Below are 13,407 nucleotides of genomic sequence, written 5' to 3' on the forward strand. Positions count from 1 at the left end.
ATCGGTAACCTTCTTCCGGTTTTCTCGCGGCCGGTCCGCGACGCACCGCCCGATCACAGCAAGCCCGACCGCAGCACGTCACCGGCCAGCCCGGCCACGACCGGCACGATGCCCAGGCACACGAATGCGGGCAGAAAGCACAATCCGAGCGGCCCAGCGATCAACACCCCGGCCCGCTCTGCGGCGGCCGTCGCCGAATGCGCCGCCTCGTCGCGACACTGCGCGGCAAGTTCACCGAGCCCAATGGCCAGCGCGGTACCAGATGACCCCGACCTTCGGGCCAGGCGCAGCACCGCGGTGGTTGTCGGGTCCAGCCCCGCCGCAGCCGGACCGTTCGGCGCTGACCAGGCAATGCCCGGTTCGGCGCCCAGCGCCAGCAGGTCCGCGCCGCGGCGCAATGCCGCCGCGAGTGCCGGCGGCGCGTGGCGGGCGGTGGCCGTAGCCGCCCCCGACACAGACATCCCCGCGGCCAGGCAGAGCGCGAACACCTCAAGGTCGGCCGCCAGCGCCAGCGCATCGGAGCCCGGGGCTGCCCGCCGCAGCGCCGGACGCTCTGGCCGAGGTAGCCCGGCCCGCTCCCGCACAGTCGCCGGTCCGGCTGCGGCGAGCACCGCCACAGCCAGCAAGATCGCGGCTGCGGTCATAGGACACCGCTCGCCTGAGCGGTGATCCGGTCTGACCACAGCAGTCCGGCGCAGACCAGGCCTATCCCGATCAGCGAGAGCAGCCCGCCCGTTCCGCCGAGCAGAAAGACCATCGGCCGCGCTCCGATCAATTGCCCCAGCAGCACACCCAATACCGGCAGGCAGGCCAAGAGCGTCGCCGAGGCCCGGGCGCCGGCCATGCCGGCTTCGGCACGCGCCGAGAACCTTTGCCGGGCAGCGATATCGCGTTGCGCGGCTTGCATCAGCGTGGCAATCGCCAAGCCGTGCTGTCCCCCAAGTTCCCAGTACGCAGCGAGCCGCGCCCACTGCGAGGGCAGCGCCGAGGATCTGGCGGCCTCACGCAGGCCGGTCGCAACATCGGCACCCAGCCGCGCCCGAGCCGCGACGCCGCCCAGGCCGGCTACTACCGCGGGGTGGTTGGACTCGGCGGCCGCCAGAGCGAACGCCCGCACCGGATGCGCTCCGACGCGCAGCTCACCGGCCAACGCATCCAGTGCGGTTTCCAGGGCGTGTGATTCCGCGACGGCCCGACGATGGCGCAGACCACGGCGACGTCGCACGACGACGGTGGTTGCCAGTACGACTCCGGCCAGCCACGCGCTGCGCGGCAGGACCAGCGCGACCAGTACGGCGGCCCCGGACACCGCGCCGATGCAGCTCCATCGGCCGGCCCGCCCCGCCACGGCACCGCGGAGCGGGCGGCCGGCCGGCGTGATGCGGCGGCGTGGCGAAGAACCGAGCAGCATCGCCGCGGCCAACGCCAGTGTTGCGACCGCGGGGCCGCTCACGCGGACATCCGATCGCGTAGTAGGGAGCGGAATTCGGCGACGTGGTCGGTCAGTCCACGTCCGAACTGCCACACCGGCGCGGCCTGCACATACCCGGCGGCGGTGCGGCGCAGTATCGAGATGTCGGTGAGCCGCCGGACGCCGTCGCGGTCCCGCGCGACGTGCATCAGCACCTGGACGGCCGCCGCCAGTTGGCTGTGCAGGCCGGCGCGGTCCAGACCACCCAGTGCGGCAAGTGCTTCCAGGCGGGCCGGGACTTCGGCCGAATTGTTGGCGTGCACGGTTCCGGCACCGCCATCGTGGCCGGTGTTCAATGCGGCCAGCAGGTCGACCACTTCGGCGCCCCGGACTTCGCCGACCACCAACCGATCCGGCCGCATCCGCAGCGCCTGCCGGACCAGCTCGCGCAGGCCCACCTCGCCGGCGCCTTCGACGTTGGCCGCGCGGGCCACCAACCGGACCAGATGCGGGTGGCGGGGCTGCAGCTCGGGTGCGTCCTCGACGCACACCACCCGCTCGCGTTCGCTGACCGCGCCGAGCAGAGCGGCCAGCAGGGTTGTCTTCCCGGCGCCCGTACCGCCGGAGACCAGAAACGCCAGCCGGGCGGTGATGATGTCGGACAGCAGGGCGGCCGCCTGCGGCGCAATGGCGCCGGCGGCGGTCAGTGCGGCGAGGTCTTGGGTCGCCGGACGCAGCACCCGCAATGACAGGCACGTCCCGTCGGCGGCAACCGGCGGCAGGATCGCGTGCAGTCGTACGGTGAACTCGCCGGTGCCCCCGACGTTGAAGCCGTGCAGCTGCCCGTCGACCCAGGGCTGGGCGTCGTCGAGCCGGCGACCCGCAGCTACCGCCAGCCGCTGGGCCAGCCGTCGCACCGCGGCTTCATCGGCGAACCGAATCTCGCTGCGCCGCAAGCCCGCCCCGTCGTCTATCCACACCGCATCGGGGGCGGTGACCAGCACGTCAGTGGTGCCCGGTGAGCACAGCAGTGGTTCCAGCACGCCGGCACCGGTCAGTTCGGTCTGCAGAACCCGCAGGCTGGAAAGCATTTCGGTATCGCCAAGCACACCACCGGATTCAGCCCGGATCGCTGCGGCCACCGCCTGGGGGCGCAGCTCCGAGGAGCCTCCGGACTCTGATGCCAGGCGTTCCCGGACCCGGTCGATCAGCGAATCCCTCATGTGGCCAGGGCTTTCCGCTGCGGCAACAGTTCAAGGACCCGACCGGCCGCCGCCGCCAGCGCAGAGCGGCGGGGCAATCGCAGACCCGAGTGTTCGAGACGCTCGGCCAGTCGGGGTTCGGCCCGCAATGCGGCCAGCAGCGGCAACCCGACGATCTCTGCCACCTCCGCGGCCCGGAGGCCGCCGGGAGCCGGTCCGCGCACCACCAAGCCGACCTGGGGATTCACCGCGCGCAGCCGTGGTGCGATCGCGGCGGCGGCCGCGCAGGACCGTATGTCGCAGGAGCTGACCACCACCACGAGATCGGCTACGTTCAGCGCGGTTTCGGCCGAATCGGCCAACGCCCGGGGAAGGTCGCAGACCACGGTGACCCCGCCGCGACGGCCCGCATCCACGATGGCGTCGACGGTACCGGCGTCGACGCCAGTGGCCTCGTAGGCCGCGTCGCCCCGGCTAGCGCCGGACAGCACACTCACCCCACGCTGACGGGGCAGCGCTTCGCGCAGTGCCGGCCAGGTCAGCCGCCCGCTGCGCTGGGCCAGGTCGCACCAGCGGAGGCCGGACGCGTTCTCGGTGCCCACCAGCAGATCGATGCCCCCACCCCAAGCGTCGAGGTCGACCAGCAGCGCATCACCTGCGCGCTGGGCCAGCGCCGTCGCCAGCACCGATGCGCCCGCTCCCCCACGCGCGCCGATCACCGCGATGACGTCGCCGCGGCGTGCGCCATCACGCACCGTTTCGCCCGCCTCGGCCAGCTCGGCCACCAGCTCGTTGCCTTCGGCGGGCAGGGCCAGCACCCGTTGCGCCCCGACGGCTATGCCGGCTTGCCAGGTGTGGGTGGTGGGCTGGCCGCCGGTGAGCACGACGACGTGGGGGCGGCGCGGTAACCGGGCCGGGCCGCACCGCGCGGCAGCCTCCTCGTCGAGCACCACGGCCGCGGCAGCCGACCAGGCCCTGCGGTTGGGCGTCTCGGCACCGAGGTGAATGACGCGTGTACCCGCCGCCGCGGCCACCCGGTCCAGTTCGTCACGCAGCACCGGTTGGGTGACGAGGGCCAACAGGCCGGTGGCTGTGTTCACCGCCTCACTGTGGCGCGGCGACCCCCATCACGGCACCCGGATCCCGGCGAGTGTGGATGAAATTTCGGACTGTGGATAACTCGAAGTTATGGATTACCGATTAAACCAAACTAATCGTATGAAAAGCCGGATCTGTAACACGTTCCAGTCAGCGTGAGGGCTCTCCGGCGAACTTATTACCGGTTAAAAAAGACGACCCCCGCCAGGGGGGGAGGAGGCGGAGGTCGTCGCGTATCAACCCCGGGGGGTCGGGCCGATACACCCTCAGCATAAGCCGAGTAATGCCACTATACACACGACAGGGCGGTCCGGCGCAAGTGTTTGCAAGTGTTGCTATCAAATGGCGGCCTAAATCTCGCACTACGTGTGAAGTGCTCTTTCTTCCGTAGCACGGGGTTAGCAGACCTCTCGCACCTATGCTGTGGCGGTGACCGCATCCACCCCGCAGCCGCACTCAGCGCCTACGTCACCGGCCGATCCTGCGGCACCTTTTACGGCACCTCGAACCCGTACAGCAGCCTTCTTGGACCTCGATCAGACGGTCATTGCGAAGTCCAGCGCGCTGGCCTTCAGCAAACCCTTTATGGATCAGGGACTGATCAACCGTCGCACCGTGCTCAAGTCCAGTTATGCGCAATTCCTGATGCTGCTGTCCGGTGCCGACCACGATCAGATGGAGCGGATGCGCGCCCACCTGACCAACATGTGCACCGGCTGGAACGTGGAACAGGTCAAGGCGATCGTCAACGAGACGATGCACGACATCGTCACCCCACTGATCTTCGCCGAGGCCGCCGAGCTGATCGCCGATCACAAACTGTGCGGCCGCGACGTGGTGGTGGTCTCGGCCTCCGGCGAGGAGATCGTGGCGCCCATCGCCCGGGCGCTGGGCGCAACCCACGCCATGGCGACCCGCATGGTCGTCGCCGACGGCAAGTACACCGGCGAGATCGCGTTCTACTGCTACGGCGAAGGCAAAGTGCAGGCCATCCGCGAGCTGGCCGCCCGCGAGGGCTACCCGCTGGAGCACTGTTATGCCTACTCGGACTCGATCACCGACCTGCCGATGCTGCAGGTGGTCGGGCATCCGTCGGCGGTGAACCCCGACCGCGCGCTGCGCAAAGAGGCGATCGCCAACGGCTGGCCGGTGCTGACCTTCTCGCGACCGGTGTCGCTGCGCGACCGCATCCCCGCGCCCTCCGGCGCCGCGCTGGCCACCACTGCCGCGGTCGGCGTCAGCGCACTGGCCGCCGGCGCGCTTACCTACTCTCTGCTGCGCCGACTGGTGCCTTGATCCGGTCTCCAGCAAACATCGCTGATCACAATCCGGTGACGCGACACACGCCGGATGCGTTTGACCCTTGCTGTGTCGTGCGTCACGTAGTACAAAGGAAGCACGGAAGCCGGTAAGGCCAGGGTCGACCCGGAAGAGAAGGATCGACCTCCCGAACCGCACTTCCCAGTACGGAGAGCGGTACCCACGCGGAGCCACAGCCGCGAAGATGGCAGAAGTGTTGCGGGCCTGCGTAATTGCGGAACGTGATCGGTGTTGCCAACCCTTTGGGTGGGGTTGCAGCCGAAGAACACCGCAGGAGCGCCGAGGCCACCCACGCAGCCCAAGTTGGACGCTTGGTAACCGTGTACCGTGCTAGCGGGCGGCGATCCGAATCATTCGGAACGCCGCCCGCTTCGTTCGTTCCAGGACCTCTTCAAGTGGCCCGAATCAGCGCCTAGCGACCCGCCTCAGCAATCCCCAGCGCATCGAGCGCTCCGGTGCGCATCGCGCCGCAACACAGCAGCAGCCAGGCACTGACACCCTCGGCTGAGCCGGTCGCGAAGCCCGCCGCCGCCCGCCGGTAGTCGCGCGCGTTGCGCATCCAGGTCACCTCGGGCACGCCCAGCCCGTGACGGTCCAATCCGCTGGCGATGGTGACCAGCCGGGCCGCGCCGCGGGCTACCACGCCGTCGGCGCTGCCGAACGGCGCGAGCGTCAGCAGTTCACCGTGCACCACCGCGGCGAACACCGGCGCGGCCACCGACGTGCCGCCGGTCGCCAGGTCGGCCAGCATCTCCAGCCGGCGCCCGACCGCCGCGCCGCCTTCGGGCCGGCCCAGGCGCTCCTCGTCGACGAGGTCCGCGGCGGCCAACACGTGCAGCCGGGCCAAGGCCTGCAGCGGCGCACGCCGCCACACCTCGACCAGGGTGGTCTCCCCGCCTTCCAGAGCCTGGGCCACCCGCAGGGCCCCGGCGAACACCGGATCCGAGGTCGATTCGGCGTCCACGGCCGCGGGACCCCCATCGAGCACCGAGGACGCCCGCGCTGCCCGCAGGGACGCCTCCGCGGCACTGACCGGCCAGCCCCGCATGTTGGTCTTATGCCGATGCACCCGGGCCAGCTCGTCGCGTACCTGCTCACTGGCCTCGGAGACACCGGGCAGCGCAGCTAACGGGGCGAGTGGGTCCTCCGCGGTGGTCACGGGCTGTGACACTACCGCCGAGATGATTAGGCTCCTGACCGTGACCGCAACACCTGCCGCTTCAGCGCCGTCGTACCCGCCTGCCGCCGAGTTCGTCGCCCAGGCCAACGCGGGTCCCGAGTTGTACCGCGCAGCCGAATCCGATCGGCTCGCGTTCTGGGCCGAGCAGGCCAACCGGTTGAGCTGGGCAACGCCCTTCACCGAGGTGCTCGACTACTCGGGCGCCCCGTTCGCGCGCTGGTTCGCCGACGGCAGGCTCAACATCGCCTACAACTGCGTGGACCGCCACGTCGAAGCCGGCCACGGCGACCGGGTGGCGATCCACTGGGAGGGCGAGCCCGACGGCGATGCCCGCACCATCACCTACGCGGACCTGCTCGCCGAGGTCTCCCGGGCCGCCAATGCGCTGACCGGGCTCGGCCTGGTCGCCGGTGACCGGGTGGCGATCTACCTGCCGATGATCCCCGAGGCGGTCATCGCGATGCTGGCGTGCGCGCGGTTGGGCGTCCTGCACACCGTGGTGTTCGCCGGTTTCTCCGCGCACGCGCTGCGCTCTCGGATCGACGATGCCGAGGCGAAGGTGGTCATCACCTCCGACGGGCAGTTCCGCCGCGGCCAGCCGGCACCGCTCAAGCCCGCGGTCGACGAGGCGGTCGCGGATGCTCCGAGCGTCGAGCATGTGCTTGTGGTGCGCCGCACCGGCGGGGAGGTGTCCTGGAACCCCGACCGCGACCTGTGGTGGCACGACGTGGTGGATCCGGCCGCACCAGAGCACACCCCGGAGGCGTTCGAAGCCGAGCAGCCACTGTTCCTGCTGTACACGTCGGGGACCACGGGCAAGCCGAAGGGCATCGTGCACACCAGCGGCGGCTACCTGACGCAGGCGGCCTACACCCACCACTACGTCTTCGACCTCAAGGCTGCCTCCGACGTCTTCTGGTGCACCGCCGATGTCGGGTGGGTCACCGGCCACACCTACGCGGTCTACGGGCCGCTGGCCAACGGCGCCACCGAGGTGATCTACGAGGGCACTCCGGACTTCCCCGACCAGCACCGACACTTCCAGATCATCGAAAAGTATGGTGTGACAATCTATTACACCGCACCCACCTTGATCCGTACGTTCATGAAGTGGGGCCACGAGGTCCCTGACGCTCACGACCTGTCCAGTCTGCGGCTGTTGGGTTCGGTCGGCGAACCGATCAACCCGGAGGCCTGGCGCTGGTACCGGCGGGTGATCGGCGCGGACGCGCTCCCGGTGGTCGACACCTGGTGGCAGACCGAGACCGGCGCGGCGATGATCACCCCGCTACCCGGTGTGGCCGCAGCCAAGCCGGGTGCCGCGATGACCCCGCTGCCCGGGATCTCCGCTCGCATCGTCGACGATCACGGTGATCTGTTGTCGCCGGATGACGCAGCCGGGGAACCGGTTTCGGGTTACCTGGTGATCGATCAGCCGTGGCCGTCGATGACCCGCGGAATCTGGGGCGACTCGGAGCGTTTCATCGAGACCTACTGGTCGCGCTTTGCTGAGCAGGGTTGGTACTTCGCCGGTGACGGCGCCCGCTACGACGCCGACGGCGACATCTGGGTGCTGGGCCGGATCGATGACGTGATGAACGTGTCCGGGCACCGCATCTCCACCGCTGAGGTGGAGTCCGCGCTGGTCGGTCACGAAGCGGTGGCCGAGGCCGCCGTCGTCGGCGCCGTCGATGAGCAGACCGGCCAACGGATCTGCGCGTTCGTGGTGCTGGCGGCATCGCACACTCACGTGGGCGGCACGATCGTCGACGAACTGCGTGAGCGTGTCACCGTAGAGATCTCGCCGATCGCCAAGCCCCGCAACGTCCATATCGTCCCGGAGCTGCCCAAGACCCGCAGCGGCAAGATCATGCGGCGACTGCTGCGCGATATCGCCGACGGCCGCGAACTCGGCGACACCTCAACCCTGGTGGACCCCAGCGTGTTCGATGCGATCCGAGCGGCCGACTGAGCCAATGCGGCCACCCGCGGCGCCCGGCTCCGGCCCGCTTGCGCTCGCCTAGCCGATCGGGACGAAGCCCGCGCCCGGCCGGTCGTTGGCGTTGATGTCGCCCAACACGGCGTTGATCGACACCACGACCGCCGGTGTGTGCAGCGGGATGTACTTGATCACGCAGGTCGGCAGCGCGTCGCTGAACGCGCCGTGGATCATGCCGACCAGCATGTTGTTCACCACGACCGGCCCGCCGGAGTCGCCGGGGCGACCGCAGACCTGCATCACGATGGTGCCGGGGTCTTGGCCCGGCCCCCAGGTGAGGCCGCAGGAGTTGCCGGTGGTCCGGCCCTGTTTGCAGGCGATCTGACCGAAGATCGGGTCCGGACCGATGCCGCCGATCACGAAGCCGCCGAAGTTGGACACCGGCGTCACCTTGTTCGGGTCGAACTCGATCACCGCGTAGTCCAGGCCGTCATTGCCGGCCACCATGTGGCCGATGATGCCGTTGCCTTCGGAGCCCTCGGCGGCCACCTGCGCGCCAGGGCCACCGCAGTGTGCCGAGGTGAAACCGATCAGCGCACCGGTCTTGTCGTGGCCGATCGCGGTCAGCGTGCACAACGTGTCCTCGTCGACCACGATGCCGGCGCCCCCGCCCATCACCACCTTGTCGTCGGCGGCGACTCGGGCCACCGGTGCGACGACGGTGGCCAAGGCGGCACAGGTCACCCAGGCCAACAGCGCCGTGGCGCTGCGTAGCAACCAGCGGTGTGCGATCAGCACAGCGGTTCTCCCGTCGATCAACTCCACCCCCGGTGGTAGAGAAACAGCCTAGCGGCGGTCGCAAGGACGACGGAGTCGGACGCGCGGGCCAACGCCATCAGGCCCAGCGGCGGTCGCAAGGACGACGGAGTCGGACGCGCGGGCCAACGCCATCAGGCCCAGCGGCGGTCGCAAGCGCGGCGAAGCCGGGCGCCGCGGGCCGCCGCCATGCGCCGAGAGCTGCCGCAGCTTTTCCGGGGTCACTCGTCGGGTCAGCTACCGCATGGCAACATTAAGCCGCGACGACGGCGAACGGGAGGACAGCCAGTGAGCAAGGCCGATCGCAGGAATGCATTACGCGCCGCGGCCAAGGCGGACCGCAACGGCGTGCCCAACACCTTGGCGACCATCCCGTTGGCCGACCCGCACGCGCTGCCCGCCGACCCGTCCCTGGGTGACCTCGTCAAGGACGCCACGGCACAGATGTCGACGTTGGTGCGCGCGGAGGTAGAATTGGCCCGCGCCGAGATCACTCGGGACGTCAAAAAGGGCCTGACCGGCAGCGTGTTCTTCATCGCGGCCCTGGTCGTGCTGTTCTACTCCACTTTCTTTTTCTTCTTCTTCGTCGCAGAGCTGCTCAACATGTGGCTGCAGGACTGGGCCGCCTATCTGATCGTGTTCGGGATCATGCTGGTGGTGACCGTGGCCCTGGCGCTGCTCGGTTTCCTGCGGGTGCGCCGCATCCGCGGGCCGCGCCAAACGATCGAATCGGTGCGTGAGGCCCGCGACGCGCTGCGTCCCGACCCGGACCGCCTGCACGCCTCGTCGGCGTCGGCGGGCTCGCCCGGTAGGCCGACCACCGATCCCTCGGGCTGGTAGTGCCGCCACCGGATCCGTCGATCACCCGTATCGACGGGCCGTGGCGACACTGGGACATCCACGCCAACGGCATTCGCTTCCATGTCGTCGAGGCGACAACGGTCGGCAAAGACACGACCACCTCCGCCGACGCTCCGCCGACGTCGCGGCCGCTGGTCATGCTGCTGCACGGGTTCGGCTCGTTCTGGTGGACCTGGCGTCATCAGCTGCGCGGGCTGAGCGATGCCCGGGTCGTCGCCGTCGATCTGCGCGGCTACGGCGGTAGTGACAAGCCTCCCCGCGGCTACGACGGCTGGACGCTGGCGGGTGACACCGCCGGACTGATCCGGGCCCTGGGGCACTCTTCGGCGACCCTGGTCGGCCACGCCGACGGTGGCCTGGTGTGCTGGGCGACCGCGCTGCTGCACCCCCGATTGGTGCGCGATATCGCCGTAGTCAGCTCGCCGCATCCGGCGGCGCTGCGCAACTCGGCGCTGACCCACGCCGAACAAGGCCGGGCGCTGTTGCCATGGTTGCTGCGGTACCAGGTGCCGTTCTGGCCGGAGCGCTCCCTGACCCGCCGCGATGGAGCCGAGCTTGAGCGCTTGGTGCGCAGTAGAGCTGGGGCGAACTGGCAGACCAGTGCGGACTTCGCCGAGACCATCGGGCACCTGCGAACCGCGGTACAGATCCCCTCGGCGGCGCATTGCGCGCTGGAGTACCAGCGCTGGGCGGTGCGTAGTCAGTTCCGCGCTGAGGGCCAACGGTTCATGAAGGCGCTGGACCTGCGCACGCTGAACATTCCGCTGCTGCACCTACGCGGCGAGGACGACCCCTACGTGCTGGCTGACCCGGTCAACAAGACGCGGCAGTACGCGCCGCACGGGCAATACGTGTCGGTTCCCGGCGCGGGACATTTCGCTCACGAAGAGGCGCCCGAGGTGGTCAACGGCCACCTGATGCAATTCCTAAGCGGCGGAGCGTAACTCACTCTCCCCCGACGCAGGTCTGCGTCGAGACCGGCTGGGTGTCGCCGATGCGGGCGAGCTGACCCGCAACCTCCTCGGCGGTCATCACGAACCCGGTGTCAGCGTCGTCGACGGCCGCACCGAACACCACGCCGATCACCCGGCCGTCCATGTCGATCATGGGCCCGCCGGAATTACCTTGCTGCACAGTGCCCCTGATGGTGTAAACCCGGCGGGTGACAGTGGTGTTGCGGTAGATGTCGGGACCCTCAAGGTTGATGACGTCGCGGATCCGGGCCGGGGTGGCCTCGAAGACCCCGCCGCCGGGGTAGCCCAACACCAGCGCATCGGTGTCGGCCTGGGCGGGCGAGGAGGCGAACGCCAACGGCGGCAACGGCAGATCGGGCACCGCCAGGATCGAGATGTCTTCCTTGGGATCGAAGGAGATCACCGTGGCCTCATACGATTTGGTTCCGCTCTCCACGGTGACGCTGTCCGAGCCGGCTACCACGTGCGCGTTCGTCATCACCCGGGTGGGCGAGATGACGAATCCGGTGCCCTCCAACACTTTCTGGCAGTTGGGCGCCACACCACGGATCCGCAGCACGCTCGGCGCCGTGGCTTCCACCACCGGGCTGGCGGCCAGTTCCGGGTCCGGCGCATCCACCGCGGCGATCGGGGCGTGACTGAAGGGCTCCAGCACGGCGGGCAGCCCGGAATCGTCGAGCACCGCCGAGAGCCGCCGAGGCACGTTCTTGAGCCACTGCGGCGCGACATCGTCGACCTGGCGCAACACTCGCGAATCGTTGACGGCGGCGGCCAGGTTCGGCTGATCGGATGCGGTCAACGGGGTGGCCAGCAGCCAGGCCGCGATCAGGACCACCCCGAGCTGCAGCACTACCCCGATGATGGAGTCGACTCCGCGGACACCGGGGTTGCGGATCGCACCGCGCACCGCCCGGCCCAGCACCACTCCGGCAACCTCGCCGATGACAACCATGGCCAGGATCAGAAACAACGCGGCGAACAGTTTCAGCCGCGCACCGGAGACGCTCTCGATCAGGTGCGGGGCCAACAGCACGCCGGCCATCGCCCCCAACGCAACACCGACAAAAGAGAGCAGGGAGCCCAGGGCGCCGGAACGCCAGCCGGATACTGCGGCAACGAAGGCGATCGCCAGCACGGCGATGTCCAGCCACTGCGACGACGTCATATCCCAGTCATCCCCGTTCCACCAGGTTCTTCTCCAACCAACGCCATGGCCTCGTCCAGCCCGAGTACCGCGCTGGTGTCCCAGGGCTGTGCCCAGCCGGCCACATCCAGCATCGCCGAGATCACCTGGGCGGTGAATCCCCAGACCAGCATCTGGTTGAGCCGGAACGCCGGCATGGCCCAACGCCGACTGCGCGCATCACGGTAAACCATCAACCGGTTCTCGGGGTTGATGAATGCCCGGACTGGAACGCGGGCCACGATCGCGGTCTCGCCCGGGTCCACGGCGGTCACCGGTCCGGGATCCTCGGAGTAGGCCAACACCGGCACCACGTGGAACCCCGAGGGGGCGATGAAGATCTTGTCCAACGTGACCAACGGGTGCACCCGGACCGGGTCGATCCCGGTCTCCTCGTTGGCCTCGCGCAACGCGGTGGCAATCGGACCGTCGTCGCCCGCGTCGACCGCTCCGCCCGGAAATGCGGCCTGCCCGGCGTGATGGCGCAGCGTCGAAGCCCGCACCGTGACCAGCAGGTCAGCCGATTCCGATATCGCCTCCGGCGGGCCGTCGGGCGGGCCGGAGAACAGCACCAGTACGGCCGCGTCGCGCCGGCGTCCGGTGACGCTGGCCTTGGCATTGGCCGCCGTGATCATCGCCCGAACATCGGCGGGCAGTCGGTGCAGGTAGGCCGTCGGCACCTTCTCGACGTTGTCGACCAGCGGGCGCAGCCAAGACGGGGCGCGCGACGGGGCCCAGGACTGGGACTCGCCAGCGCTCACCGCGCCTCCCTTGCGTGCCGGATCCTGATCACCCCACATCAGCGGCCACTGTTCTCGACGGCGGCGGCGATCTCTTCGGCATTGGCGAAGGGCTGCGGCAGGATGCGGGCAACGCTACCGTCCGCGGCCAGCACCACCGTCGCGGGCATCACATTGGGAACCCGTAACGCCGCCGCCAGCTGCCGGCGGCCGTCTTGCAGGGTGGGCAGCCGCACGCCCAGCTCGGCCAGCAGGGCCAACCCGGCGGCTTGGTTGTCGTCTTGATGCACCGTCACCACCGTCACGGTCGGCCCGACCCGGCGCTGGTATTCGGCGAATGCCCGCAGCTCGGCGCGGCACGGTCCACACCAGTACGCCCACAGGTTGAGCACTATCTTCCGACCGGCGAACATCGCCGCCACGTCGACGGGCGAACCATCGGCCGCGCACTCGACGGTGACGCCGCGCAGGATGCTCGGCCCGCTGTCGCCCGGTCCCGCTTGGCAGGGTGGCAGGTCGGCGCGTTGACGCAGTTCGGCCAGGTCTGGCCCGGAGCCGACCACGCTCGTCGTGCCGCCCGGTCGCAGCACGGCCGGTTCGCGACGAAGTTCGCTCACCAATCCGGCAAGCAAAGCGGCCACCACCGCCAGTATCGCGATCGTCCATCGCGTCGACCTGCTCAT

At 69.5% G+C, this 13,407-nt stretch carries 13 protein-coding genes; 4 read left to right on the plus strand and 9 right to left on the minus strand.

The features are described 5' to 3' along the window. Nucleotides 1–53 precede the first annotated feature (53 nt). The 4 genes from MJO54_RS21470 to ssd are packed head-to-tail and all read right to left on the minus strand — an operon-like array spanning nt 54 to nt 3,713. Entirely contained in the window at nt 54–644 is a 591-nt protein-coding gene (locus tag MJO54_RS21470; RefSeq protein ID WP_174549753.1) for a type II secretion system F family protein, read from the minus strand. Continuing rightward, a complete protein-coding gene (locus MJO54_RS21475; RefSeq protein WP_105294914.1) occupies nt 641–1,453 on the minus strand; it encodes a type II secretion system F family protein in 813 nt (270 codons plus the stop codon). Before MJO54_RS21475 ends, MJO54_RS21470 begins: the two co-directional genes overlap by 4 nt. Continuing rightward, nucleotides 1,450–2,634, minus strand: a complete 1,185-nt coding sequence (locus tag MJO54_RS21480) for a TadA family conjugal transfer-associated ATPase (protein WP_105294913.1) — start codon at nt 2,632–2,634, stop codon at nt 1,450–1,452. Before MJO54_RS21480 ends, MJO54_RS21475 begins: the two co-directional genes overlap by 4 nt. Continuing rightward, a complete protein-coding gene (ssd, locus tag MJO54_RS21485; protein WP_105294912.1) occupies nt 2,631–3,713 on the minus strand; it encodes a septum site-determining protein Ssd in 1,083 nt (360 codons plus the stop codon). Before ssd ends, MJO54_RS21480 begins: the two co-directional genes overlap by 4 nt. A gap of 427 nt (nt 3,714–4,140) precedes the next feature. Here ssd and MJO54_RS21490 point away from each other — a divergent pair, with 427 nt between their 5' ends. After that, on the plus strand, nt 4,141–5,007 hold the full coding sequence (locus tag MJO54_RS21490; RefSeq protein WP_046284857.1) for an HAD-IB family hydrolase: 867 nt from the start codon (nt 4,141–4,143) through the stop codon (nt 5,005–5,007). Between the two features lie 436 nt (nt 5,008–5,443). Here the strand turns inward: MJO54_RS21490 and MJO54_RS21495 are convergent, their stop codons facing one another. Continuing rightward, a complete protein-coding gene (locus MJO54_RS21495; protein ID WP_046284850.1) occupies nt 5,444–6,190 on the minus strand; it encodes an oxidoreductase in 747 nt (248 codons plus the stop codon). 22 nt (nt 6,191–6,212) lie between these two features. Here MJO54_RS21495 and acs point away from each other — a divergent pair, with 22 nt between their 5' ends. After that, nucleotides 6,213–8,183, plus strand: coding sequence for an acetate--CoA ligase (gene acs / locus MJO54_RS21500; protein ID WP_234821539.1), 1,971 nt, complete (start codon nt 6,213–6,215; stop codon nt 8,181–8,183). Nucleotides 8,184–8,231: 48 nt separating this feature from the next. Here acs and MJO54_RS21505 read toward each other — a convergent pair whose 3' ends face one another. Continuing rightward, entirely contained in the window at nt 8,232–8,948 is a 717-nt protein-coding gene (locus MJO54_RS21505; protein ID WP_105295168.1) for a chymotrypsin family serine protease, read from the minus strand. A 306-nt stretch (nt 8,949–9,254) separates the two neighbouring features. Here MJO54_RS21505 and MJO54_RS21510 point away from each other — a divergent pair, with 306 nt between their 5' ends. Then, the gene (locus tag MJO54_RS21510) at nt 9,255–9,806 is read left to right on the plus strand and encodes a phage holin family protein (protein ID WP_046285052.1); all 552 of its coding nucleotides are present in this window, start codon (nt 9,255–9,257) and stop codon (nt 9,804–9,806) included. Next, nucleotides 9,806–10,771 (plus strand): alpha/beta fold hydrolase, encoded by a 966-nt coding sequence (locus tag MJO54_RS21515; RefSeq protein WP_065152724.1) that lies wholly within the window; start codon nt 9,806–9,808, stop codon nt 10,769–10,771. Before MJO54_RS21510 ends, MJO54_RS21515 begins: the two co-directional genes overlap by 1 nt. A gap of 1 nt (nt 10,772) precedes the next feature. Here MJO54_RS21515 and marP read toward each other — a convergent pair whose 3' ends face one another. From marP to MJO54_RS21530, 3 genes are read right to left on the minus strand one after another with little or no spacing between them, the layout of a single operon-like run. Then, a complete protein-coding gene (gene marP / locus MJO54_RS21520) occupies nt 10,773–11,966 on the minus strand; it encodes an acid resistance serine protease MarP (protein ID WP_046285054.1) in 1,194 nt (397 codons plus the stop codon). Continuing rightward, nucleotides 11,963–12,784 carry an NUDIX hydrolase gene (locus MJO54_RS21525; protein ID WP_082108311.1) on the minus strand — a complete coding sequence of 274 codons (822 nt, stop codon included), beginning with the start codon at nt 12,782–12,784 and terminating at the stop codon, nt 11,963–11,965. Before MJO54_RS21525 ends, marP begins: the two co-directional genes overlap by 4 nt. Next, complete coding sequence (locus tag MJO54_RS21530) at nt 12,784–13,407, minus strand: TlpA family protein disulfide reductase (RefSeq protein ID WP_064889314.1); 624 nt, start codon at nt 13,405–13,407, stop codon at nt 12,784–12,786. The genes MJO54_RS21525 and MJO54_RS21530 overlap by 1 nt, the downstream gene beginning before the upstream one ends.

Origin of the sequence: Mycolicibacter virginiensis, from assembly GCF_022374935.2 — a bacterium.
Taxonomy (GTDB): Bacteria; Actinomycetota; Actinomycetes; order Mycobacteriales; family Mycobacteriaceae; genus Mycobacterium; species Mycobacterium virginiense.

What these genes read in the sequence shown, in the direction of transcription:
- MJO54_RS21470 (WP_174549753.1), bottom strand. Translation starts at nt 644, where the DNA reads ATGACCGCAGCCGCGATCTTGCTGGCTGTGGCGGTGCTCGCCGCAGCC.
- MJO54_RS21525 (WP_082108311.1), bottom strand. Translation starts at nt 12,784, where the DNA reads ATGTGGGGTGATCAGGATCCGGCACGCAAGGGAGGCGCGGTGAGCGCT.
- MJO54_RS21530 (WP_064889314.1), bottom strand. Translation starts at nt 13,407, where the DNA reads ATGAGCAGGTCGACGCGATGGACGATCGCGATACTGGCGGTGGTGGCC.
- MJO54_RS21480 (WP_105294913.1), bottom strand. Translation starts at nt 2,634, where the DNA reads ATGAGGGATTCGCTGATCGACCGGGTCCGGGAACGCCTGGCATCAGAG.
- marP (WP_046285054.1), bottom strand. Translation starts at nt 11,966, where the DNA reads ATGACGTCGTCGCAGTGGCTGGACATCGCCGTGCTGGCGATCGCCTTC.
- acs (WP_234821539.1), top strand. Translation starts at nt 6,213, where the DNA reads ATGATTAGGCTCCTGACCGTGACCGCAACACCTGCCGCTTCAGCGCCG.